24 protein-coding genes are annotated in these 24,453 nt (G+C 52.7%); 8 read left to right on the plus strand and 16 right to left on the minus strand.

The genetic code is table 11. The annotated features are described in order from the left end of the window. Positions 1 to 104 precede the first annotated feature (104 nt). Positions 105 to 344 (plus strand): YceK/YidQ family lipoprotein, encoded by a 240-nt coding sequence (locus ACETPC_RS11860; protein ID WP_380181588.1) that lies wholly within the window; start codon positions 105 to 107, stop codon positions 342 to 344. A 3-nt stretch (positions 345 to 347) separates the two neighbouring features. Here ACETPC_RS11860 and ACETPC_RS11865 read toward each other — a convergent pair whose 3' ends face one another. The 6 genes from ACETPC_RS11865 to ACETPC_RS11890 form a co-directional block, all read right to left on the minus strand. Further along, positions 348 to 755 (minus strand): MysB family protein, encoded by a 408-nt coding sequence (locus tag ACETPC_RS11865; protein WP_380181590.1) that lies wholly within the window; start codon positions 753 to 755, stop codon positions 348 to 350. 195 nt (positions 756 to 950) lie between these two features. Further along, the gene (locus ACETPC_RS11870) at positions 951 to 2,678 is read right to left on the minus strand and encodes a lipase (RefSeq protein ID WP_380181592.1); all 1,728 of its coding nucleotides are present in this window, start codon (positions 2,676 to 2,678) and stop codon (positions 951 to 953) included. 57 nt (positions 2,679 to 2,735) lie between these two features. Next, the gene (locus tag ACETPC_RS11875) at positions 2,736 to 4,091 is read right to left on the minus strand and encodes a TolC family outer membrane protein (protein ID WP_380181594.1); all 1,356 of its coding nucleotides are present in this window, start codon (positions 4,089 to 4,091) and stop codon (positions 2,736 to 2,738) included. Positions 4,092 to 4,093: 2 nt separating this feature from the next. Continuing rightward, a complete protein-coding gene (locus ACETPC_RS11880; RefSeq protein WP_380181596.1) occupies positions 4,094 to 5,422 on the minus strand; it encodes an HlyD family type I secretion periplasmic adaptor subunit in 1,329 nt (442 codons plus the stop codon). Then, on the minus strand, positions 5,391 to 7,160 hold the full coding sequence (locus ACETPC_RS11885; RefSeq protein WP_380181598.1) for a type I secretion system permease/ATPase: 1,770 nt from the start codon (positions 7,158 to 7,160) through the stop codon (positions 5,391 to 5,393). Before ACETPC_RS11885 ends, ACETPC_RS11880 begins: the two co-directional genes overlap by 32 nt. A 507-nt stretch (positions 7,161 to 7,667) precedes the next feature. After that, positions 7,668 to 8,477, minus strand: coding sequence for a flagellin (locus ACETPC_RS11890; RefSeq protein WP_380181600.1), 810 nt, complete (start codon positions 8,475 to 8,477; stop codon positions 7,668 to 7,670). A 280-nt stretch (positions 8,478 to 8,757) separates the two neighbouring features. Here ACETPC_RS11890 and ACETPC_RS11895 point away from each other — a divergent pair, with 280 nt between their 5' ends. Together ACETPC_RS11895 and ACETPC_RS11900 are read left to right on the plus strand one after the other, a co-directional pair. Beyond that, positions 8,758 to 9,882: an alkene reductase gene (locus tag ACETPC_RS11895; RefSeq protein ID WP_380181602.1), complete on the plus strand. Its 1,125-nt coding sequence runs from the start codon at positions 8,758 to 8,760 to the stop codon at positions 9,880 to 9,882. A 15-nt stretch (positions 9,883 to 9,897) separates the two neighbouring features. Continuing rightward, positions 9,898 to 10,212, plus strand: a complete 315-nt coding sequence (locus ACETPC_RS11900; RefSeq protein WP_380181604.1) for an ArsR/SmtB family transcription factor — start codon at positions 9,898 to 9,900, stop codon at positions 10,210 to 10,212. Here ACETPC_RS11900 and mdtG read toward each other — a convergent pair. The 3 genes from mdtG to ACETPC_RS11915 form a co-directional block, all read right to left on the minus strand. Beyond that, complete coding sequence (gene mdtG / locus ACETPC_RS11905; protein WP_380181606.1) at positions 10,209 to 11,429, minus strand: multidrug efflux MFS transporter MdtG; 1,221 nt, start codon at positions 11,427 to 11,429, stop codon at positions 10,209 to 10,211. The two genes, ACETPC_RS11900 and mdtG, sit on opposite strands and share 4 nt — an antisense overlap. 126 nt (positions 11,430 to 11,555) lie before the next feature. After that, a complete protein-coding gene (locus tag ACETPC_RS11910; protein ID WP_380181608.1) occupies positions 11,556 to 12,476 on the minus strand; it encodes a Kdo(2)-lipid IV(A) acyltransferase in 921 nt (306 codons plus the stop codon). Positions 12,477 to 12,634: 158 nt separating this feature from the next. Further along, positions 12,635 to 13,729 (minus strand): NADH:flavin oxidoreductase/NADH oxidase, encoded by a 1,095-nt coding sequence (locus ACETPC_RS11915; protein ID WP_380181610.1) that lies wholly within the window; start codon positions 13,727 to 13,729, stop codon positions 12,635 to 12,637. Between the two features lie 199 nt (positions 13,730 to 13,928). On the opposite strand from ACETPC_RS11915, the gene ACETPC_RS11920 reads away from it, so the two are divergent. Next, positions 13,929 to 14,981 (plus strand): rhodanese-related sulfurtransferase, encoded by a 1,053-nt coding sequence (locus ACETPC_RS11920; RefSeq protein ID WP_380181612.1) that lies wholly within the window; start codon positions 13,929 to 13,931, stop codon positions 14,979 to 14,981. Positions 14,982 to 15,408: 427 nt separating this feature from the next. Continuing rightward, on the plus strand, positions 15,409 to 16,878 hold the full coding sequence (gene proP / locus ACETPC_RS11925; protein WP_380181614.1) for a glycine betaine/L-proline transporter ProP: 1,470 nt from the start codon (positions 15,409 to 15,411) through the stop codon (positions 16,876 to 16,878). Between the two features lie 80 nt (positions 16,879 to 16,958). Here the strand turns inward: proP and solA are convergent, their stop codons facing one another. The 7 genes from solA to grxB all read right to left on the minus strand — a co-directional run bounded on the left by solA (position 16,959) and on the right by grxB (position 21,940). Further along, entirely contained in the window at positions 16,959 to 18,065 is a 1,107-nt protein-coding gene (gene solA / locus ACETPC_RS11930; protein ID WP_380181616.1) for an N-methyl-L-tryptophan oxidase, read from the minus strand. A 99-nt stretch (positions 18,066 to 18,164) separates the two neighbouring features. Further along, on the minus strand, positions 18,165 to 18,419 hold the full coding sequence (gene bssS / locus ACETPC_RS11935; RefSeq protein ID WP_380181618.1) for a biofilm formation regulator BssS: 255 nt from the start codon (positions 18,417 to 18,419) through the stop codon (positions 18,165 to 18,167). Positions 18,420 to 18,657: 238 nt separating this feature from the next. Next, positions 18,658 to 18,903, minus strand: coding sequence for a hypothetical protein (locus ACETPC_RS11940; protein WP_380181620.1), 246 nt, complete (start codon positions 18,901 to 18,903; stop codon positions 18,658 to 18,660). A 142-nt stretch (positions 18,904 to 19,045) separates the two neighbouring features. Beyond that, positions 19,046 to 19,291, minus strand: a complete 246-nt coding sequence (gene dinI, locus ACETPC_RS11945; RefSeq protein WP_380181622.1) for a DNA damage-inducible protein I — start codon at positions 19,289 to 19,291, stop codon at positions 19,046 to 19,048. 68 nt (positions 19,292 to 19,359) lie between these two features. After that, positions 19,360 to 20,406, minus strand: a complete 1,047-nt coding sequence (gene pyrC, locus ACETPC_RS11950) for a dihydroorotase (RefSeq protein WP_380181624.1) — start codon at positions 20,404 to 20,406, stop codon at positions 19,360 to 19,362. Positions 20,407 to 20,587: 181 nt separating this feature from the next. Continuing rightward, complete coding sequence (locus ACETPC_RS11955) at positions 20,588 to 21,151, minus strand: lipoprotein (protein ID WP_380181626.1); 564 nt, start codon at positions 21,149 to 21,151, stop codon at positions 20,588 to 20,590. Positions 21,152 to 21,292: 141 nt separating this feature from the next. Further along, entirely contained in the window at positions 21,293 to 21,940 is a 648-nt protein-coding gene (gene grxB / locus ACETPC_RS11960) for a glutaredoxin 2 (protein WP_380181628.1), read from the minus strand. A gap of 282 nt (positions 21,941 to 22,222) precedes the next feature. Here grxB and rimJ point away from each other — a divergent pair, with 282 nt between their 5' ends. From rimJ to ACETPC_RS11975, 3 genes are read left to right on the plus strand one after another with little or no spacing between them, the layout of a single operon-like run. Next, complete coding sequence (gene rimJ / locus ACETPC_RS11965; protein WP_380181630.1) at positions 22,223 to 22,819, plus strand: ribosomal protein S5-alanine N-acetyltransferase; 597 nt, start codon at positions 22,223 to 22,225, stop codon at positions 22,817 to 22,819. Then, positions 22,819 to 23,460: a DUF480 domain-containing protein gene (locus ACETPC_RS11970; protein WP_380181632.1), complete on the plus strand. Its 642-nt coding sequence runs from the start codon at positions 22,819 to 22,821 to the stop codon at positions 23,458 to 23,460. Before rimJ ends, ACETPC_RS11970 begins: the two co-directional genes overlap by 1 nt. A gap of 1 nt (position 23,461) precedes the next feature. Beyond that, positions 23,462 to 24,379, plus strand: a complete 918-nt coding sequence (locus ACETPC_RS11975) for a Gfo/Idh/MocA family protein (protein ID WP_380181634.1) — start codon at positions 23,462 to 23,464, stop codon at positions 24,377 to 24,379. Positions 24,380 to 24,453: the final 74 nt, after the last annotated feature.

The raw sequence follows: 24,453 nt of genomic DNA on the forward strand, positions 1-24,453 counted from the left end.
GCTAAACTTAAAAGCGGGAAATTTACGGATATTTTGCACTGCACGGCCTGTGCGAAGGCAAAGGCTGCTGTACAATAGCGCGTTTTTTATTCATGACGGTCGATATGATGAGAGTAGTACGTTCACTGCTGCTGGGCATTTGCCTGCTGATGCTGACCGGTTGCGGCAGTATTATTAGTCGTACCATGCCCGGACAGGGGCATGGCAATCAATATTATCCCGGCGTACAGTGGGACGTGCGCGACACGCCCTGGCGTTTCCTGACCATTATCGATCTGCCGCTGTCGCTGGTAATCGATACGCTGTTACTGCCGGTGGACTCGCATCACGGCCCCTACGAGTAGCTGCTATTCCCAGCGATCGGTACGATCGGAATCGCTATTGTCATCCTCCCATTCATCTGCTGCCGCCTTGCCTTCTTCACTGTCACCCGGCGGCTCCAGCTGGAATTCGCCTTCATCCCATTCGTGCAGCGTGTTTTCCGGCAGCCACTCCTGACGCAGCTCAATCTCGTCGAAATCGCCGTCGAAAATGGCCTGTGCCGCTTCGCCGCTACGCAGCGCCAGAATTTCGCCTTCGTCGGTATCGTCCGCCAAAAACTCTGCCTGCCACATGATATCGCCATCCTGCATCACATATTTTTGCAGATTAAACTGGCTGACCGAGGCTTCATCCTCTTCCATCTCCGGATTGTCCGCCAAAAACTCTTCACGCGCTGCGTCGATAGCCTCTTCCAGCGTTGCGTACATACTCATTGTCCATCTCCATCACAATATTTTCAGGTTTTAAAGAAGGATAGTCGAAGTTTGGCAGGGGTAAACCCGGAAAGAAAAAAAAGCAGAAGAAATTTAACCATAACTATTAGTAGGTTACGCAGTAACCGAGTAAAAGCGGCGCAAAAATACGCCGCATGTTGCATCAGTACCGCAGCGAAATCGCTACCACGGCACTCAGGCTACGATAAAGTGCATATCCGCCAGCGAATCTGCATTAACGCCGGTAAGCGTTACGCTGCTATCGCCAAAAGTCAGCACGGCATTATCGTCAACAAAAGAGAGATGATTGAGATAACTGTCGTTATCGGCAATAAATTCGTTCTCCATAAAAATAAAGGTTTCTTGCCCGGAAAGGTTAAAAATAGTGTCGTTACCAAAATCGCCGTAGAAAAGCAGCGAGTCGCCACTGCCGCTGGCATAGATAGTATCGTTGCCATAGCCAGAAACAATATTGGCGTGGCTGCCGTTGGCATAGATAATGCTGTCAGTATCGGCAGCGAATAACCAATTGTCATCGCTGTCTGCTATAAGGGTAAAACTGTTTTCTTCCGTGGCATAATAGCTTTGTGCATAGCTCAGGATATCGCTGCCGTCCTGTAAGCCATATTCCGTCACGGTGAAATCGGTTTTCAGCGAAAGCGTCAGGTCAAGGAAGCTAAAGAAAGGCTTGTCGGCATTAACAATATGGATATCCTCCGCTTTAGTAATATCGCCATTAGAATATTTAAAGAAAAGGGTGCCGTCGCTGTTTCTGGCAAAATTAATATCACCGACTATACATTCAGTGATATAAGTATTTTCCCCTTCGCCGCCATAGATAACGTTATAGCCGCTGTGGTCTTTAAAGGTATCATTACCCGCGCCACCGCACAGATAATCATTGTTGGCGCCGCCCTGCAGCAGATCGTTCGACGCTGTTCCTATAATAAAAGTACTTCCCTGATGTTCAATGCTTTTATTTAAATCCTGTACCCAGGTAGTACTGCGATTTTCTTCGCTCAGGTTTGATACAACGATATTAGAATCGATATGCGTATAGCTATAGATCTCAGAGTCCATGATCCTGAGCATACCATCACTGTAATCCTGTCCAGAATGGCTTGCCCAGGATGAGATATTAACGATAGACATAATATCGCATCCATCCGTCAGGCCCGCATAATAATCGTTGAAGGTGACAATATTATTGGTTGCGGTTTCCAGCGGCTTGTCGTGACTGAAAGGACTCTCCCAGGTCAGACTGCTTCCTTCCAGGACTCTGAATACGGGATCGCCCTCATAGCCAACATTTAATACCTTATCATCCAGCAGATTCTGCGTGGGCGAAGCCAGGGCAATATAGCTGGAGTCTTCAAAAAACCCCTCCCATTTTCCCTGGGCGGAAGCCGTAGCCATACTGTTAACGGACAGACCGCCCAGGCTATGACCGGTAAAAATAATGTCACTACCGCTAAGGCCGTTGGCGGTAGCAAAAGAAGAAATACAAGAAAGCAGGTTGTTATAAGCGTTAGCTATATAGATATCGCTATAGCTTTCATCAAGCGCTATAACCGTATTTGACGCCCAGTCCAGAACAGTATTAGGCACATATAGAGGGTTACCTGCGTAGGTACCCGTTCCCCAGAAGCTAAGCCCTATTGAAATCAGATTGCCGCTAGCGTCATACTTACCTAATACGCTGCACTCTGCAGAAGCGGTAAACAGGGATTCTCCAAAGAAAGCGCCATATTTATTGGCGCAGCCGGAATATCCCAGCGTCTCAGCATCCAGAATTTTCCAGCCATCCACACTGTTAAAACTATAATCCGCCTGGGTTGCGCTTCCAAAATTTACGCTTTCCAGAGTTAAAACATCTTTTATAAGCTGTATGTCAGTTTCGCCTTTGTAGTCAAAAATAGCCATAATAACCTCTTAAAATAGTTAATATATACTACTGTGTTTCCTTTTCATACGAAGGAACTAGTTTGCCTGGCTGAAATGCTTATCTATTATTGCCAGGTCATTAATTTCAAGCAGGCCCGCTTTGCTTAGCAGTCCGGCCCAATATTTAATATGGTTATATTTTTCATTAATCAGATCGAGCTGGGCGCTATATAACTGCTGTTCGGCATTTAAAATATCCAGATTTACCCTATGTCCGGCGAATACGCTTTTACGCGTGGCAACTACCTGTTTTCTTGCCGCATCCATTGCCAGGCTTAAAGCCTGAATTCTTGTGCGGCTACTGATATAGCCGTTATAAACCCGTTTCAGGTCGTTAAGAGTAGTGGCTGTATTTTCTTCAAGCTGGTATTTTCTTTGACTGTATTCCGCAGTGGCTTTACGCGTTGCGGCCGAAATGCCGCCGCCAGAATAAAATGGGACTTTCACTCTGACGCCCACGCTGCTGGTGCGATATTTCTGGTGAAGCGTATTGTCGGTTGCGGAATCGTTAAGCGTGTGGGAGGCGTAAAGTTGCACTACCGGAAAATGTCCGCCCCGGTATTGTTCAACCTCGTAACGCTTTGCTTCCAGTTCCTGGCGTATTGCACGCAGCGAAGGGTTATTAGCCAGCGCAAGCTTTTGCCACGTCTGGAAATCCAGCGTTTTTAATGGCAAAGCCCGGAATTTAGCTGACGTCAGCCCGTTTAACAAAGGAATGTTCCTGACTGGCGCACCGATAATGGCCTCCAGCTCACGCCGGGCTGCATCCAGTTCGTTATTAACTTCAATCTCTTCGGCTATTGCCAGGTGATAGCGCGCATCGGATTCGGTCACGTCCGTGATTGAACCTTCGCCAGCCTGTAACAGGCGGCGGTTAGCGCTTAATTGCTCCAAAAAGGCATGCTTTTTTAACCCTGCCAGTTTTACGGCCTCTTGCGCATAAGCCAGTGCCAGACAGGCTTCCGTCACCTTTATCGCCAGCTCCTGCAGCCGGGCGCGGTACCTTTCGTCCGCCATTAACTTTTGCGCCTGTGCGGCACGATAACGGGTAATTGCCTGATAGTCGAACAGCGGCTGGGTAAGGGTAACGGAGCCGGAATAGCTGGCGTAATCATTATGATCTATTGCCTTATTCGGCCCGCTTAGCGTTTGCTGAACATACTCCTGTTTTTGCCGGTTACGGCTGTTTTGATAGCTGGCGGCGATCTCGGGAAGCAGGCCCGCCAGCGCAATATTTTCTTCTTCGCCGCCAGCTTCTTTTTCTTTTAGCGCGGCTAAATAAGAGGGCGCATGCTCCAGCGCCAGGGTATAGGCTTTTAATATCGTCATGGCGCTGGCATGACCGGCGAAACTTAATAGCAGTAGCAGCCAGTAGATTCTGATTAACGTCATCATTAATCCTCGCTTAACGCTGTTGCGGCTCGATCCATAAATGGCTTAAACAGGTAGTTGAATAGCGAGCGGTTTCCCGTCTGAATAAATAGCTCTACGGCCATGCCGGGTCTGATTTTATCAGTGATGAGCCTGCCGCTTTCCTCTGGCGAAACGGTTGCCTGGATTTTGTAGTAGGGCGCGCCAGTACTGCTATCGACCAGCCTGTCGGCGGAAACCAGCGTGACGGTAGCGGGAATTTTGGGCGTGGTGCTCTGGTTGAAAGCGGTAAAAAGCAGCTTTACGGGTAAGCCTTCATGCACCTTATCAATCAATTCGACGCCCAACCGCGCTTCCACTACCAGCTCCGCCCGGTCGGGAACGATATCCATAACCCGCTCGCCATAATTGATGACGCCGCCCCGGGTAAACAGGTTTAAATCCATGACGACGCCATCCTGAGGGGCAAAAATCTGCGTGTTTTTGGCGGCCAACGTCGCCTGCTCCAGCTTGTTTTTAATATCGCTAAGCTGTAGCCGGGTTTGCTCCAGTGCGGTGCGCACCTCTTTCTGATAATCGGCATGACTCTTTTTTATGCGGAGTTGATACTCTTCCCGCTGTTTTTGCAGCTGTTCCGCCTGGCCCGCCATTTCGCTGAGGCTGCTTTCGATTTCAGCAGCCTGGCGTAAAAGATCCAGATAGCGGTTACGAGGAAAATAGCCCTCGCTTACCAAAGGCTGTAGGCTTTTGGTTTGCGCATGCAACAGACCAAGCTGGGCTTTTTTATTTTTTTCCGCCGCCAGCAGGCCTTTTAGCTGCGCACTAATGCCTGCGATAACCTGTTTATATCCTTCATTTTCATGGGATAATGCCTCACGGCGTGAGTTAAATATTTGATTTTGCAGCAGTAATATTTTGGCCGCCATCGCCGCATCGGCGGGCTGAGCCGCTGTTGGCAGCTCCGGAATGCTTTTCAGCCCGTCAAGCTCCGCCTGTAATCGATTCGCCATTGCCAGCGAGGTAAAGTATTGCTCGCTGACAGCTGTAAGCTGCGCCTGCACCTGTACCTGATCCAGCTGCACCAGTTTGTCGCCAGCCTTGACCCGCTGTCCTTCCTTTACGTTAACAAAAGCAATCATGCCGCCAGCGGGCGCCTGGATGGTTTTACGATGGCCGGAAACCATAACGGTACCCGATGAGCTTACCCCTTTATCCAGCGGCGCGAAGAGACTCCAGAGCGTGAAACTCAGTAGCCCGGCCAGTATAACCAGCCAACCCGCGCGGGAAAAAAAGCGGATTTCCAGCGGGATTTGCTTAGCCTTAATATTGCTGCTGATTGAGTGCGTCAACACCTTTGCTCCCCTTGATTTCTGACGTTAACGAAGCGTGGGCAAGATTTTGTTCTCTTTTTACGCTTTGCCGCATGCGAGCCTGTAATACTGCTTGCGTCGGGCCATAATCTTTTATTCTTCCTTCCTGCAGCAGCAGTAGCTGGCTGGTTAGCGCGACAAGGCTGCTGTGGTGCGTGACCAGCACGATTGTTTTGCCGCGTTGCCGCAGTGAGGCTATCGCCTGGTGCAGCGCCTTTTTTCCGGCGTCATCGAGGCTGGCATCTGGCTCATCAAGAACGAGCAGCGCGGGATCGCCATAAAGCGCTCTCGCCAGGCCAATTCGCTGTTTCTGCCCGCCGGACAAGCCTGCGCCCTGATGACCAATCAGCGTGTCATAGCCCTGAGGCAGACGCAGGATCAGCTCATGCACGCCCGCCAGGCGTGCCGCCTTAATAATTTCCCGGGAATCAGCTTTCTCCCTGAAGCGGGCGATATTATCAGCGACTGAACCGGCAAACAGCGCAACATCCTGAGGCAGATATCCCAGCCAGCGGCCAAGGTCGTTTCGGTTCCACTGGCGGATATCCGCGCCATCCAGACGAACTTTGCCTGACATATGCGGCCAGACGCCGACCAGCGCCCGGGCAAGCGTAGATTTTCCGGAGGCGCTGGGGCCAATAATTCCCAGGACTTCTCCCGCCTTTAGCGTAAAATTCAGCTGATGCAATATCAGCACCTTATTCGTCTCTGCCGAAGCGGCGGTTAAATTTTCTACGGCCAGGTTGCCGACAGGTTCAGGCAGGGAAACGCCTTCCCGGTAAGGAGGGTAATTATGCAAAAGTTTTACCAGCCGACGATAAGAAAGCTTCGCCGTACTGACGTTTCGCCAAACGTTAATTAATTGTTCAACAGGCGCCAGGGTTCGGCCCATTAAAATAGACCCGGCAATCATCATGCCGGGCGTCATGGAGCCACGCAGAGTCAGCCAGCCGCCAAACCCCAAAATCAACGATTGCAAAGCCAGACGTACCGAGCGGGTAATAGCGCTAACCAGCGCCGCTCTTTCACTGGCCTTATGCTGGTTATACAAAAAATTTGTATGCAGCGCCTGCCAACGATTTTTTAATTCCGGCAGCATGCCTAATGCCTCTGTCACTTCCGAATTTTGCAGGCTTGCAGTTGCCAGGCTATTTTCAGCGGCAGAATACTTCCCTGCTTCTTTTAATTTATTGCTGGTGAGCTTTGTATTTAAAATTGCCAGTAATATTAGAAGAGCGGCACCAACAAGAGCAACAATCCCCAGCCAGAAATTGAAAAGAAAAATAACGGCAAGATAAACAGGAAACCAGGGAGCGTCAAAAAAAGCGAAAAGCGTACTGCCTGTTAAAATTTGGCGCATCTGGGTCAAATCTTGCAGGCGTTGCCCCGGGTCAACCTCGCCACGGTCAAAGCTGGCCCGGCAACAAGCGGTATAGACGCGATCTGACAGGCAATGATCCATGCGGTTGCCCAGGCGGATTACAATGGCGCTGCGCATATATTCCAGCAATAACATAACAAGGTAGGCTGCCAGCACAATCAGCGTTAGCATCAGCAGAGTTATGCTATTCCCGGAGGCCAATACGCGGTCATAAATTTGCAGCATATACAGAGAAGGCGTAAGCATCAGTAGGTTAATAACTGCCGTAAACAGGGCTAGATGTGTAATTTCTGGATAACAACCACGAATAAATTTTATAATTTCATTTTTTTCTGCCATCGACCAGATAGCTCCCTGTGATCCGGATTAAGTAATATGGACAGGCTACTGATTAGTAGATTACGTAAGTGCGTATTTATTGCACCCGAAAAAACAAAATGCAATATTTATTTACACGATACGAATAGGGTGCTTACTTAAAATTAATTTTTTTGTAAGCTGGATTGGGCGTTTTCGGTGTGTTTTTAATAGTGATGTCTATTCATTTTATCCTGTAATTCTTCGGGGTAAATGATTTTCATAACAGCTCTTAAGTTATTTGGTTTTATTTATAGATTATATTAAGCGGTAAAGCAGGTAGGGTTACAGTACATGGTTTATTGGGAAGTTAAATAGAATATTGGCGCTATTTTGAAAGAGGGGCCGTGGAGATAATGGGAAACTGCCGAAGGGTTACGACTGAATAGCCTTTACAGCGTCATAAAAAAAGGGCCCCATAACGGGCCCTTTCTGCAACTGCATCGGGGAGTCCGGCAGAAGCCGGACGCCATCGGGAAAGCTTGATGATTACTGCAGCAGAGACAGCACGCCCTGTGGAACCTGGTTGGCTTTTGACAGCACGGAGGTACCAGCCTGCTGAAGGATCTGCGCCTTCGACATGTTAGAAACTTCAGTTGCGTAGTCAGCATCCTGGATACGGGACTGTGACGCGGTCAGGTTGGTCACAGAAGTGTTCAGGTTGTTGATGGTGGATTCAAAACGGTTCTGAATCGCACCCAGGCCGCTACGTGCGGTATCGACATCTTTGATACGCGCGTCCAGGTCAGACAGGTTGCCGCCGGTCACGTCGAAGGATGCGCCCAGACCAGAAGCCTGGAAGCCAGCGCCGGTCAGGTCGATGCTGATCACGTTAGCGTCGGTAGAGTCGTTAGCGCCAACCTGAATGTTTACGCTGCCGGTGCTGTTGAAGATTGCCGTGCCGTTGAAGGTAGAAGCTTTACCGATACGGTTGATTTCAGCCAGGCGCGCGTCAACTTCTTTCTGGATAGAGTCGATGTCGTCGGCGCTGTTGGTGCCGTTTTTCGCCTGAACAGTCAGTTCACGGATACGCTGTAAGTTGGTGTTCATCTCGTTCAGAGAGCCTTCAGCGGTCTGAGTCAGAGAGATACCGTCGTTGGCGTTGCGTGAAGCCTGAGTCAGACCCTTGATCTGGGAGCTCATGCGGTTAGCAATAGCTTCGCCTGCGGCGTCGTCTTTCGCGCTGTTGATACGCAGACCAGAAGAAAGACGCTCGATAGCGGTGCTCAGAGAAGCCTGTGATTTGTTCAGGTTGTTCTGAGTAGTCAGGGACATGATGTTAGTGTTGATAACGGACATAATCGTTTCCTTAAATATTTACCAGGGTTCGGATACGGCGCCAGGATGCCCGTCACCGTCTGTATTATTTATCGTCACACTCTGAAAAAACTTTAAACAGATTTCGCGTGAAATCTGCGCCAGACAGGGTGAAAAAGGCACCTCTGCGAAAAAACAAGAGGTTAGCCCGAATTAACCCTTGTAATTTTCTTAACAATAGAACGAACAGCACAAAATGAATTTAAATATTTAAATGTATAAATATAATTGCCCGCTTTTCAGCAGCAGGAACCCTGAACTTATGAACGACAAATCCCTTTTTACACCGCTACAGATTGGCGACCTCACCTTAGCTAACCGCATCGCGCTGCCGCCGCTGACTCGCTGCCGTAGCGAACAGCCAGGCAACGTGCCGGGCGAAATGATGGTTGATTACTATCGCCAGCGCGCCAGCGCAGGATTTATGGTCACGGAAGGCACACAAATTGAGCCACGCGGGCAAGGCTATGCCTGGACGCCAGGTATTCACAGCGCGGAACAAATCGCCGGCTGGAAAAAGGTTACGGAAGCAGTACATCAGGAGGGTGGCACGCTGTTTTGCCAGCTTTGGCACGTCGGCCGCGTTTCGCATAGTGAATTACAGCCAGCTAAACTGCAGCCGGTCGCGCCTTCTGCCGTAGCGGTAACAGGCGTGCGCGTTTTTATCGAAACCGGGCCGGGCGAAGGCATGCTGACCGCGCCTTCTGAGCCACGTGAACTGACTACCGCAGAAGTCAAAGAAATTGTCGGGCTCTACCGACAGGCGGCGGAAAATGCTAAAGAGGCCGGATTTGACGGCGTGGAATTGCACGCGGCTAATGGCTATCTGATCAACCAGTTTATCTCGGAGCACAGTAATTTCCGCACCGACGAATATGGCGGCACTCTGGCTAACAGGCTGCGTTTTTTACAGGAAATTGTTACTGAGGTTAGCGCCGTATTCGGCAACCAGCGCGTAGGGGTAAGATTTGCGCCGCTGTTTACCAGCACCAGCGAAGATCGTGTCTATCTGGGCCTGGTAGAAAGCGATCCGTACACCACTTATATCACGGCGGCAAAAATGCTGGATTCGTTAAAAGTCGGCTATCTGTCGATTGCGGAAGCGGACTGGGATAACAGCCCGGAATTGCCGGAAGATTTCCGTAGCGCGCTGCGCGCCGCATTCAGCGGAGTGATTATGTATGCCGGGCGCTATACGCAGGAAAAAGCGGAACGCGTGCTGCAACAAGGCTGGGGCGATCTCTTTGGCTTCGGCAGAACCTTTATCGCCAACCCGGATCTGCCTTACCGCTTGCGCAATGGCTATTCACTGAACGCGGTAGATGCCGCCTCGCTGTATGGCGGCACGCGAAAAGGATATACTGACTATCCGTTTTACCCTTCCTGATTAAAGTGAGGCTGGATGACACCTGAAAACGCCATGAAGCTGTTGGCCAATCCAACGCGTATGGCCGTGCTTTTATGGTTAAAAAACCCCGACGAGGCTTTTGCCGGCTACAGCCAGCTGTATGATTTTGACCGCTACGGGGTTTGCGCCAGCCTGATCCAGGACAAGGCGGGCTTGTCGCAGCCCGCCACTTCGCTCTGCCTGAAGATGCTGCAGGAAGCGGGTCTGCTGGAAGCCAGCAAAGTCGGCAAGTGGACTTATTACCGTCGCTGCGAGCCGCGTATCCGCGAGCTTACGGGAACGGTTAGCGATTTTCTTAACACTCTTTAAGGCCGGGCAGGCTGGCGACGTAGCGTGTGCCATGAGTAAAAGGCGTTAAACAGGACTACGGCTGCCGTTACCACAAACACCGCACGGAACCCCCAGTGCGCTGAAACCATGGCGCCAATCAGCGGCCCGGTGACGTTGCCGATATCGCGAAAAGACTGGTTATAGCTGAAGATGCGCCCGGCCACGCTATTGCTGACGTTATAAATCAGCAGCGTCTGCACTGCAGGCAGCAGAGCACCGTCGGCGGCACCAAGCAAAAAGCGCAATATACCCAGCTGCAGCGGATTTTGTACCAGCGACATCGGGATCAACAGTAAGACCGACAGGATCAGCATAGCAATCAGGACGCGTTCCGGGCCGATACGGTCGCCCAGCTTGCCCAGCCGCGGCGCACAAAGTAAAGCAGCAACGCCGGGAACCGAGGCAATAGCACCGCTGACAAAAGCCAGATTCTCAATATTTCCCGCAAGATCCCGCACATACAGCGTTAAAATGGGCGCCACTGAGCCGGTAGCGACCTGAATAATCAGCGTGGTGACAAACAGCGACAGCACCAGCTTAGGATTCTTTAGGGAGGTGAAAACCTGACGCGCGTGCAGCATATCCTTCTTTTGTACCGGCACAAACTCTTCCCGTATCGCCAGCAGCGTCATAATAAAGCAGAGAAACAGCACGGCGGCGGTGATAAAAAATACCGGACGCAGGCCAAAGCTATCGGCAAGCAGCCCGCCGATCAACGGCCCGATCAGCGCCCCGCTGACGGCGCCGGTAGAGAGCCAGCCCAGCGCCCAGCCGCTTCTCTTCAGCGGCACCTGAGTGGCAATCAGCGCATTAGCGTTAGGCACAAAGCCGCCAAGCAGGCCCAGCAGCGCGCGCAATACCAGAAATTGCCAGACAGAGGTCGCCATCCCCATCAGTACCATAATAATGGCCATGCCCAGCGCCGAACGCAGCAGCATGATTTTGCGGCCTTTGCGATCCGCCAGCCCTCCCCAAAAAGGCGAGGCGATAGCGGAAAAAAGAAAAGTGATGCTAAAAGCCAAACCAGACCACAAATTCAGCGCCTGCGCATCGCTGACCCCAAGCTGCTCAATATAAAGCGGCAGAAAAGGCATTACCAGACTGAAGGCCATGCCGGTCAGAAAGCAGCCGCACCAGGCGACAAAAAGATTTTTTTGCCAGTTAACAGTAGAAGAAGGAAGGTCAGTGGTAGCCATAAGCGCCCGTCTGGTCAATTTATTAGCAGACTAAGTATGCGCTTAAAACAGATGGCTTAACAGTGGAATCCGGGGAAGGGTTGAGCCAGGATTGAAGTTCGGGCGGAACGGATCCCGCCCGCGGCTTTAATAGAGAGAAGGTTCGCCAGCCGGGCGAGTTTTAAAACGGCGATGCAGCCACATATACTGCTCGGGCGCCATCAGCACGCCGTGCTCAACTATTTTATTCATCCGCGCGGCGGTGGCGGATTCATCATCCAGCGGCACATTTTCTTCCGCTGGCAGAATTACCATTTCATAACCTCTGCCATGCGGCAAACGACGCGGTACAAAGGGGATCACGGCAGGCTGGCCGCTGCGGATCAGCAAATAGCTGCCTTTGGTGGAAGCCGCTTTCTCTACGCCGAAAAAAGGCACAAAGACGCTGCTCTTCGGGCCGTAATCGTGATCCGGCGCGTACCAGATAATATCGCCATTTTTTAGCGCGCGGATCATGCCTTTCAGATCTTTGCGGTCCAGCATGCTTTTATTGGAACGCATTCTGCCCCAGGTCTGCAGCCAGTCTAACAAAGCGTTGTCGTTAGGACGGTAAACGCCAATGCCGGGATTATGAATACCAAAAATGCGCGCGCCCAGCTCCAGGGTCAGAAAATGCATGCCGATTAGCAGCACGCCTTTGCTCTCCTGATGCGCTTTGGCGATATGTTCCAGGCCACTGACCTGAAACCATTTATTAATGCGCCAGTCGGGCCAGAACCAGGCCATGCCGGTTTCAATCAGCCCCATGCCGACGGATTCAAAGTTACGGCCTACCATAGCTTCGCGCTCCGCTTCCGGCATTTCCGGGAAACAGAGCTCCAGATTGCGCCGGGCTACCGCCACGCGGCGCGTCATAAAACGCATCGCCAGACGGCCAAGACCGCAGCCGAAGCGATAGAGCAGGGGATAGGGCAACAGCACCAGCACGTAGAGCAGAGCAATGCCCAGCCAGGTAAACCAATAACGGGGATGCAACAAAGCGCGCGTAAACTGAGGCAGCTGAGTCATGAGTGTCCAGATCGTAAAAAAGGGGCACCATTATGCTGCCCGGAATTTAAGAGTTATGGCGTATTGTGCCATTTTTTGGCAGCGAACTGAAATAATGCGTTGCGATTCAGAAGGTTTAAACGCCAGCGCAGGGAGGCGCGCTGGCGTGTACTGCATAGTTAAGAGTTAAAAAGCCCTTTTACTTCGTGGGGTTCGCAGCGCCAGTACTGCTCTGGCGCATCCACTTTAGCGCCCAGCGCGGCGGCGGCGTGCCATGGCCAGCGCGGGTTATAAAGCATACCGCGAGCCAGCGCCACCATATCCGCTTCCCCCTCGACTAACACAGCCTCAGCCTGATGCGGTTCGGTAATCAGGCCAACCGCGATCACCGGCACCGAAACTTCTTTTTTAATCGCTGCGGCGAAAGGCACCTGATAATTAGGGCCAACGCTGATTTTTTGCTCCGGCGCCAGGCCGCCGCTGGAAACGTGAATATAGGCACAGCCTTCCGCCGCCAGCGCCTTGCTCAGCGCTACGGACTGTTCCAAATCCCAGCCGCCTTCAACCCAGTCGGTAGCGGAAATGCGCACGCCGACCGGCTTATCCGCCGGGAAGACGCGACGCACTTCGCGGAACACTTCCAGCGTCAGGCGCATGCGGTTTTCCAGCGAGCCGCCGTATTGGTCTTCGCGTTTATTGGATAGCGGAGAAAGGAATTCATGCAGCAGATAGCCGTGTGCAGCATGCACCTCGACCAAATCCAGACCAAGGCGGTCAGCACGAATGGCGCTATCGACAAAAGCCTGTTTTAGTTCTTCTATACGCTCAAGGGTTAGCTCCGTCGGCGCATTGTCACTGTCGTTAAAAGGCACGGCGGAAGGAGCAGAGGTCTGCCAGCCGCCCTGTTCCGGCTGCAGGAAGCCGCCACCGCGCCACGGGACATCGGTAGAGGCTTTACGGCCGGCGTGCGCCAGCTGAATCCCAATCGGCAGAGTAGAATATTGACGTACATCCTGCAGCACGCTGCCCAGCGCCTGTTCGGTTTCATCATCCCATAGCCCAAGGTCCTGCGGCGTAATGCGTCCGGCCGGCTCAATGGCCGCCGCTTCGATAATCAGCAGGCCCGCGCCAGAAAGCGCGAGGTGACCGAGATGAATGCGGTGCCAGGCAGTGGCTTTACCTTGCTCGGCGGAATACTGGCACATTGGCGCGATAGCGATGCGATTTTTAAGCGTTAACTTGCCCAGCTCGATTGGGGTAAATAGCTTACTCATGTTATTTCTCCGTGAAATTAAAGCGCGACAGGCTAACTATAGGCGGAATTTTTTGTGATGTTGATCCGGATATGCTTTTCAGGCGGTTGCGGAGCGATCGTTTTCCTGATGCAGATTTTTTACGGTTTCTGTGTGCTTCTGGCAACATTAGGGTATGATATCGCCCGCAAAATTTCTCAAAGCCGCAGGAACGTACACCATGCCAGTGTTACATAACCTTGTTTCAAATGAAGAACTGAAAGCGCGCATGCTGGCCGAAACCGAGCCACGCACTACGGTCTCTTTTTACAAATACTTCACCATTGCCGATCCCAAAGCTTTTCGTGATGCGCTCTATATTGCGCTAACGAAGCTGAAAGTTTTTGGCCGCGTTTACGTCGCCGCGGAAGGGATCAACGCGCAAATCAGCGTGCCCGCCAGCAATTACGAAGCCATGAAAGCGATGCTCTACGGCTTCGATCCGGCTCTGAATAATCTGCGCATGAATATTGCGCTGGATGACGATGGTAAATCCTTCTGGGTATTGCGTCTGAAAGTGCGTGAACGCATCGTGGCCGACGGCATTACAGATGAAACTTTCGACGCCAGCGACGTCGGGAGCTACCTGAAAGCAGACGAAGTCAACGCCATGCTGGACGATCCCGAAGCGGTTTTCGTCGATATGCGCAACCACTATGAATATGAAGTGGGCCACTTCGACAACGCAATGGAGATCCCGGCGGACACCTTCCGCGATCAGCTGCCGATGGCGGTTGATATGCTGCAGGACAATAAAGATAAAAAAATCGTGATGTACTGCACTGGCGGTATCCGCTGTGAAAAAGCCAGCGCCTGGATGCGCCATAACGGCTTCGAAAACGTCTATCACATCGAAGGCGGCATTATTGAATATGCCCGCCGTGCTCGCGAACAGGGTTTACCGGTACGCTTTAAAGGCAAAAACTTTGTCTTTGACGAACGTATGGGCGAGCGCATTTCTGATGATGTGATTGCGCATTGCCACCAGTGCGGCGCCGCCTGCGATACTCACGTTAACTGTAAAAATGACGGCTGCCATCTGCTGTTTATCCAGTGCGCCAGCTGTGCAGAAAAGTATCATGAGTGTTGCAGCCCAATCTGTATGGAAGAGCTGGCGCTGGCGCCGGAAGAGCAGCGCGCGCGTCGCGCCGGTCGTGAAAACGGCAATAAAATATTCAATAAGTCGCGCGGCTTGCTGAATATGACGCTGAAAATCCCCACGCCGGATAGCTGATTTTTTATACCTCGGGGCCGGCTTGACCGGCTCATAACAGGGCAGCGCCAGGCTATTACATTTCAAAGAACCCCGATTATTATGAAACCTGTATAATCAACCTCTTAGCTTGTTTATAGTTACAACATACTAATGTCAATTACGCTTGTCCTGACCTTTGGTACACGCGTGTATGCTGGTTTCTACAGGCTGTACTGCTGGCAAAAGGGGTAGAAACGCTATTGGCACATTAAGAAAGTGACTATTTCAGCGATTTCTGTCACAAACTTGCTAAAAAGCAGCCTGTCGTATAGAGTAAATTCCCGTAAAGAAACGTCTTTGCGCACAATATTCGCTGCTTTATAGCTTTCATTCCCTTCTTTCTCTACAGGCTCCACCGGCAACGAAAGCTATGATGCTGCTACTTTTCTCTCACACAGGGGAACGCATGAGCACGCACTCAGAACCTAAACATAAAAAGCATTTCTGGCAGAAAAAGCCAAAAGAACTCACCGTAGACGATATCACCATCGTGGATAACGACATGCTGAAGCGTGCCGTGGGCGCGGCTGCGCTGGGCAATGCGATGGAGTGGTTCGACTTCGGCGTATATAGCTATCTCGCGGTCACAATTGGTAAAGTTTTCTTCCCTGGCGGCAGTTCCGCAGCGCAGCTGCTGGCGGCTTTTGGCGCTTTTGCGGCAGCCTTTGTGGTGCGACCTATCGGCGGCCTGGTATTTGGACCGCTGGGCGACAAAGTAGGGCGCCAGAAAGTGCTGGCCGTTACCATGATCATGATGGCAATCGGGACATTCTGTATTGGCCTGATCCCGAGCTACGACAGCATCGGCATTCTTGCGCCAATCCTGCTGCTGGTAGCTCGTCTGGTGCAGGGCTTCTCCACCGGCGGCGAATATGGCGGCGCGGCGACTTTTATCGCCGAGTACTCCACCGATAACCGTCGCGGCTTTATGGGCAGCTTTCTTGAGTTCGGCACCCTGGGCGGCTACCTGCTTGGGGCGGGCCTGGTAACCGGCCTGACGGCGGCAATGCCCGAAGCAACGCTGCTGGACTGGGGCTGGCGCATTCCCTTCTTTATCGCTGCGCCGCTGGGCCTGTTCGGCCTCTATGTACGCCTGAAGCTGGAAGAAACGCCAGCCTTCCAGAAGCATATGGAAAAACAGGATGCGCTGGAGCACAGCAAGCCGCGCCTGACGCTGCTGCAGATGCTAAGCAAATACCGCGCCCAGATGCTGAAATGTATCGGCCTGGTGCTGCTGTTTAACGTCTCCAACTATATGCTGACCTCCTATATGCCGAGCTACCTGACCGGCATCCTGGGCCTGAGCGAAATGAGCAGCCTGCTGTTGATCCTGGTGGTGATGTTCGTGATGATGCCGCTGACGCTGTTTTCCGGCCACTGGAACGATCGTCTGGGCCGCCGTCCGGTGATCCTGAGTGGCGCTATCGGGCTAATCGTACTGGCGGTACCATGCCTGATGCTGATTGGTTCTGGCAACATGTGGCTGGTATTTGCCGGACTGATTGTGCTGGGCGTGCTGCATACCTGCTTTAGCGGTTCAATGCCTGCCACGCTGCCTGCGCTATTCGCAACGGACATTCGCTATAGCGCGCTGGCGATTGGCTTCAACCTTTCAGTTTCGCTGTTCGGCGGCACCACGCCGCTGATCACTACCTGGCTGGTAGAGACCACGCACAACCTGATGATGCCTGCTTACTATTTGATGGGCGCTGGCGTTATCGGCGTGATCACCGTCTTCACCATGCGTGAAACGGCGCGCAAGCCGTTGACGGGTTCAGCGCCTGCCGTTGGCAGCGAAGCGGAAGCGCATAAGCTGGTGAAGAAACTGCGCCTGCGTCAGCAGAAAAAAGACGCCGCAGCGGCAGCGGCGAAATAAAAAGATTATTTCGCGCTTAACGGAAATTTTATTAAGCTAAACGGAAAGGACGGCAATTAAAAACGCCGTCCTTTTTTTATTCAGAAACGGGAAAGAGAGAAGGGAGATAAATCAAATTCCGCCGCTTTGCTTTGAGCAAATTGCGCAGCGATTTCGCCCAGTACCGTAGCGAATTTAAATCCGTGACCGCTTAAACCGGTAATAACCAGCCGATTTGGATTTAACGTATCGATTATAAAATCTTCATCCGCCGTATTATCGTAAGTGCAGGCTTCGCCGCGTAAACAAACGCCAACGCCGGGTAAAAATTGCCGGATAAAAGCGAAAAGCTCGCTACCGTCTTCCGCTACGCTGCCAAAAGCCTTGCGCTGCTCTGGCGTGCTAATCGGCTGACCGCCATCATGTTTACCGATCTTGATAGCGCTATTTTCAGCAGGAAAACCGTAGAAATGCGTGCCGTCCGGCATTTCCACGGTAAAAGCAGGAAACTTATTGTTTTCACTGTAGCGTCCGTCCGCCTGATGCCAGGCAAAGACCTTTCTGACTGGCGTAACCGGCAGGTCGGGAAGCAGCGTTTTAACCCAGGTGCCGGCGCTCAGCAGCAGCTTTTTGCCGCGGAAAACCCCTTCGGAAGTCTCTACCAGCTGCAAGCCGTCACTTTCTCCCAACGCCGTCACCGCGCAGTTAAATAGTTGGGCACAGCCTGCTTCTTCGCACAGGCGGATCAGATGACGAATAGCCGTTTCCGATTTCAGATAGCCCGAACGCGGTTCAAAAATACCGGTATAACCTTCAGGAACAGAGAGTTGTGGCCAGCGACGCGCTGCCTCTTCGCCGCTGAGGATCTCGACCGGCAGGTTATATTGGTCGGCGCTGTGGCGCACGTTGCGGATAAATTCGGAATGATTGGGCGCAAGGTTAAGCACGCCGCTGCGCTGCATCAGACGCTCGCCGCATTGCTGCTCCAGCACGTCCCACAACTGCTGCGCCCGCAGCACCATAGGCACGTAACGCGCGCCTTCGCCATAGGCATGGCGGATTAACCGAGACTCGCCGTGATGACTGCCTTCCCGATGAGGCGGATGCGCGCGATCGATCATCAGGACGCTAAGCCCCGCCTGGGTGGCATACCAGCCGGCTGCCGCGCCGACCGAACCGCTGCCCACCACTATTAAGTCATAAACCATGCACCTGGCTCCTTTGCTAAACAGGCGGTCAGAATAGCAAAATGCGGCGGCAATGAAAAAGGCACCCGATTGGGTGCCTTCAGGGTAACACGCGTAAAATTAGTGCTTTTTGTAGTCGCGGTCCTGATATTCAGTAGCTTCGATCTTGGCGATGCCAGCTTCAAGAATAGAGATAAATTGTCTGGCTACGTCGGTGGTCAGCCAGTAGGTCTGACCTACATCGGCTTCATCGCTCGGCTGCTCGTTGGATGAAAGCGAATGCAAACGGATCATCATAGCATCGTAGCTGTCTACGGTACTGATATCCCACCCGATGAGGGGATGTGTCTGGATAACCTCTTTGTTTCTGTCCATTATAACCCCCTTATTACTCGTGTTGACAATGACAACGAAGTGATTTATCGAGGTTCAATGCGGCCTTTTTTCATAGAGCAGGATAATTATAACAGGAATTCTGATTCCCGCAGAATGAAATTTTGATCCGGGCCGATTGCCTTTAATTAGAGCGGGATTGCGTACGCAGAAACTAAAGCGGCTGCTCCCGATAATATAAATATCGGCAGCGGGCTCTTAAAACTTGAGTAAATATTATTCACCCGGCTCGTTTTGCCAGCTCCTCCGCCAGCGCGGCGAAATGCTGCTGTTTATTTTCATCATGTTCCGGGCTGTTGGCCTCAAGGCGTAGCCTGTCAATCAGCCGCAGCGCGGCAGGCTCGTCCAGACACAGGGAAAGCGAGGAAAAAGCGAGCTCCAGCACGCTCAGACGACGCTGCTGATCGGCGATCAGCGCCAGCAGTTCGCCAAACGTCATTGCTTCTTCGGGATTTTCAGCATTCATGAGCAGACCTCTTAGCCAGTGGCGGCATTTGCCTTTAGTCACTCTACTATAGCCAGATTCCGTCAGCTGCAAAGGGGGAGAGAAAGATAAAAAAGCCGGACGGCGAAGCCCGGCAAAAAACTGAAAGAGAGGGACGCGCCGGCTAGTCGGTGATAAACCAGTCGTCGGCGCTTTCCCAGGTTTCCTGCAGGATATCGGTAATCTGGTCTTTCGCCTCTTTACCGCCGCCCATTACCGTCAGATTGTTAGCTGCGGCATAGCGTACCGAGACGCTGTGGGCGGATTCAGGAAAATGTTTATCGATGCGCTTGCTCAGCTCTGCCGTTAGCGCATCGATAGCGCCAGCGGGCAGCGAGGTGGTTTTTGCTACAGTGACTTCAATACGCATAAAAGCCTCCGATGAATTTACTGTGAATATATACAGTAAGATTCCCGGAAGCAATCCTTTTGTCCGGATTAAATTTCGACGCGCCAGTTCAGCGTTTCGCCTGCAAGGAAAGGCACCAGCGTATCTTCGCCCAGGGCAACGCTCTCCGGTACCGTCCACGGCTGACGCACCAGTTTAATAGTGCCTTCATTAAGCGGCAGGCCATAAAAACGCGGGCCGTTTTCGGAACAGAAGGCGGCAAAATGCTCCAGCGCGCCCAGCTCTTCAAACACCGTAGCGTAAGCGGGTAAGGAAGAAGGGGCATTGAAGACGCCCGCGCAACCACAGCTGGCTTCTTTACGGTGACGCAGATGCGGCGCGGTATCCGTGCCCAGGAAAAAGCGCGGGTGGCCGCTGGCGACAACTTTACGTAACGCTTCCTGATGGACGTTGCGCTTCAGGATCGGCAGACAGTAAAGATGCGGGCGCACGCCGCCGACCAGCATATGGTTGCGGTTAAACATCAAATGCTGCGGCGTAATGGTCGCGCCAAGCAGATGATTGCCTTCCTGCACGTAGGCGGCGGCTTCTTTAGTAGTGATATGCTCAAACACCACTTTCAGCTCGGGATAGCGCTGGCGCAACGGTTCCATCACCGTTTCAATAAAGCGCGCTTCGCGGTCAAAAATATCGATATGCGCATCGGTAACTTCGCCATGGATCAGCAGCGGCATGCCGATTTTCTGCATGCGCTCCAGTACAGAGGCGATGGAATCAATATTGGTCACGCCGTGGCTGGAGTTAGTGGTGGCATGGGCGGGATAGAGCTTGGCGGCAGTAAAAACGCCGGCATTAAAGCCTTTCTCAACCTCGTCTGCTGCCAGCGAATCGGTCAGGTAGCAGGTCATCAGCGGCGTAAAGCTGTGGTTTTCCGGCACGGCGGCCAGAATGCGATCGCGGTAGGCGATGGCTGCAGTCACGCTGGTTACCGGCGGCACCAGGTTTGGCATCACTATCGCCCGGCCATTAACCTCGCTGGTAAAGGGCAGCACGGTTTTCAGCATCTCATCGTCTCGCAGATGGATATGCCAGTCGTCAGGGCGGCGGATAATAAGTTGCTGAGGGTGTGCAGTCATGAACAGGCTCCGGCAGAAGTGAAATCGGTATGGCGCGATTTGGCCGGGTATCAAGGATAAGGATAAAGCCAAACGTTTGCACCTGCTTTATTAGGGCAGGGTGAAAAAAAGTGTTTGCCATACCGGGAGGGCGATAAAATCGGGCGGCGGGTTCCGGCCAGAGCAGAAACCCGCCGGAAAATCACTCGGTAAAGGGGATAACCAGTTCGCCAGGCTTAACGACCAGTCCTTTAGCAAAGCGTTTCGCCAACGATTCCGCCTTGCTGCGATCCGTACTCAGCACGTAAGCCGGTTTCTGATTAAAATAATCCTTTAGCGACTGATTCAGGTAGGGCGTCAGGGTATTCAGCACGCCCTGCATCTTCGCGGGCTGCGCCTGAAGATCGGTTAGCTGCATATCCTTCAGGTAGATCGCGCCCTGGTCTTTATCAAAGAAAGGCTGCGCTTTCATGGTCAGCAGCATTTCCGCGCGCTGCGGGCCGAACAGCGAGCTGACGTTGACGGTGGCTTTGCCGGTGAGCGTCACTTTATCCGGCTCTTCCCGGCCAATTTTGCTGTTGAGATCGGTCAACACAATATGGGCATCAACCAGTCCGGCCACGCCAATCTGTTTTTCGAAATTATTGTGCTTTTGCAGTGCCTGGTTCACCTCCTGTTCGGTGACGGTGTACTGCGTTAGCTTGTTGCAGCCGGCCAGGCTCAGGGTCAGCATCAGGGCCATTGCGCCCCGCATGATAGTGTTCATAGTGCTCCTCTTCGCGTTATGACGTCAGCTACCCTTCTGACGTCAAGCAGTAGCTTGCCCGACAAACAGCAAAGAGTCACCGGGCTGGCGCGAAAAGTTGTGACGAAATAAAAATGGAGCCGCGCGGGCGGCTCCTGGGGATCAAGCGGCGATGGAAGAAAGCAGGTTAATCTGCGTTTGCTTGGCCATATTATCGCGATAGTCGGCCACGCGGCTGGGATAGTCGATGCCTGCTACCAGCGACAGCGAGCGCAGCACCGGGAACAGATTGATATCATCCAGCGAAAGCTCGCCATTCACCGCGTTGGGTTTCACAATCAGCTTGTCGAGCTTGCGCAGATCGTCATTGATGTTTTTAATGAAACCTTCCGAATGCTGCCTTAATTCCGCAAAGCTGCCCACGTTAGCCTCTTTTTTCGCTGTAAAGTAGCTACGCGCTTCCGGCGTGGCGAATTCAGCAAAAGAAGCCGTCGCGATGCGCGGCAGCAGCAGCTTATTCAGATAGCCGTTGATATGGCGCAGCCAGTCAGTAATAGCCGGATTGGTACGGCCCGTCAGCAGCGGCTCGCCGTCGCTTTTATCGACGAAAGCGACGATATCAAGACTTTCCGGCATACAGCTGCCGTCTTCTTTCATCAGGATGGGTGCCATTTTCTGCCCAATCAGCTTTTTCGGCGTCGCCTCGTCGTCATTCAGCATCACCACCAGCTCAACCGGCAGATTTTTCAGGCCGAAAATCATGCGCGCTTTCACGCAAAACGGACAGTGATCGTAAATATAAAGTTTCAAAAATGCCTCCTTATACAGCGGCAAAGAGAGTAATAACCCACTTTGCGCTTCTGAATGTCTCTGGGGAGTATGGAAGAGAACAGCTAACAGGGCAAACCACTGGCACCGCAACCTCAGACAGAAGCTGGGGAGTTTAGCCGCCCTGCTGAAAATTATGATGAAAAATCCTCAGCTTTGTTTTACATGGCTAATCAGGCGGTTATAGTGAAGAGTGCGGGCTGCGGATTGTGACCAGCCCGCTGCGGCACTCTTATCCATGATCGGCTGAATTCAGGAGAAAAGATGTTTGGCTATCGTTCCGCTGCCCCGAAAGTACGCCTGACCACGGACAGACTGGTGGTGCGGCTGATCCATGAGCGCGATGCCTGGCGCCTGGCAGATTACTACGCGGAAAACCGGGCATTTTTGAAACCCTGGGAGCCGATTCGGGATGAGAGCCACTGCTATCCTTCCGGCTGGCAGGCACGACTGGGATTGATTACCGATATGCATAAGCAAGGCAATGCTTACTACTTCGCGGTAATGGATCCGGACGAAAACGAAGTGCGCGGCGTAGCGAACTTCAGCAACGTAGTGCGCGGCTCCTTCCATGCCTGTTATCTTGGCTACTCGCTGGGCGAGAAATGGCAAGGAAAAGGCATGATGTTTGAGGCGCTACAGGCGGCTATCCGCTATATGCAGCGTCAGCAGCGCATGCACCGCATCATGGCGAACTATATGCCGCATAATCAACGCAGCGGCAATCTGCTGGCCCGGCTCGGCTTTGAGAAAGAGGGCTATGCCAAAGATTATCTGCTGATCGACGGACGCTGGCAGGATCATGTGTTGACCGCGCTGACGGCTAAAGAATGGACACCTGAACGACGTGGACCCTTTTAATGAAAATTCTTTTTGCGCCTGTTGAGGCGCGCATTATCGGCTGTCTGCTGGAAAAGCAAATCACAACGCCCGAACAATATCCGATGTCGCTGAACGGCGTGGTTACCGCCTGCAATCAGAAATCAAACCGCGAGCCGGTGATGACGCTGGACGAAACCGGCGTGCAGGATGCGCTGGATATGCTGGCTAAAAAGCATTTAATCACTACGCAAAGCGGCTTCGGCAATCGCGTAGTGAAATATGAACATCGCTTTTGCAACAGTGAATTCGGCCAGCTAAAACTCTCTTCCGCGGAGGTAGCGCTGGTGGCTACGCTGCTGCTGCGCGGCCCGCAAACGCCGGGCGAATTGCGCACGCGTAGCGCTCGGCTGCATGAATTCAGCGATATGGCAGAGGTCGAACAAACCCTGGAAAATCTTGCCAGCCGTGAAGATGGCCCCTTTGTGGTCAGGCTGGCGCGCGAGCCGGGCAAACGGGAGAGCCGCTATATGCATCTGTTTAGTGGCGAGGTTGACGAAGCGGCTTTGGCCATAGCACCAGGCGCGGCCGAAAACGGCGATCTGGCAGAGAGAGTGGCAGAGCTGGAACGTCAGGTAGCAGCGATGCAGCAGCAGCTAACTCAGTTGCTGAAAGGAGAGTGAGATGACAAAGCTGCGTATCGGTATGGTGGGATTAGGCAACATCGCGCAAAAAGCCTGGCTGCCAGTGCTGGCGAATGCTCAGGATTGGCAGTTTGCGGGCGCTTTTTCGCCTAATCAGCAGAAGGCGCGTGCGCTTTGCGAAAGCTGGCGTATTCCGCTTTATGCCTCACTGGAAGAACTGGGTAAAGCCTGCGACGCGGTTTTCGTCCACACTTCTACCGCTACGCACTTTAGCATCGTCAAACAGCTGTTGCTGGCAGGTAAAGACGTCTGCGTCGATAAGCCGCTTGCGGCGACGCTGGCCGAAGCCGAACAGCTGGTGACGCTGGCGCAGCAGCGTGGCCGCAAGCTGATGGTGGCGTTTAATCGCCGCTTCGCGCCTCGCTATTTACAGTTAAAGAATCTCAACGGGCTGGCTTCATTGCGTATGGATAAGCATCGCAGCGACAGCGTTGGCCCGCACGATCTTTTCTTTACGCTGTTAGATGATTATCTGCACGTAGTAGATACAGCGCTGTGGCTCGGCGGCGGGGGAACGCTGCAAAGCGGTACGCTGCTGACCAACGACGAAGGCGAAATGCTCTATGCTGAGCACCATTTTCAGTATGGCAAACTGCAAATCACCACCAGCATGCACCGTCGTGCAGGCACGCAACGCGAATCAGTGATGGCGATAGCGGACGGCAGCGTCTGGCAGGTTGATGAAATGCGCGAGCTGCGGCAGGAAAAGGGCGGACGGCTGATTGTCGATCCTGTTCCCGGCTGGCAGAGCACCCTGGAACAGCGCGGTTTTGTCGGCGCTGCCCGCCATTTTATCGACTGTGCGCAAAATCAGACTATGCCGCAAACATCCGGCGAACAGGCGCTGGCGGCGCAGCGGGTGATTGAAAAGCTCTGGCGCGAAAGCGATCGGGAATAACGCTGTAACAATCGAATATGGTTATTTCACGGTATATCAGTAGACTATGCCGGCTTTCGGTCGTCTGCGGCGGC

This window comes from Pantoea sp. sgz302252 (assembly GCF_042610525.1).
Classification (GTDB): domain Bacteria; phylum Pseudomonadota; class Gammaproteobacteria; order Enterobacterales; family Enterobacteriaceae; genus Erwinia.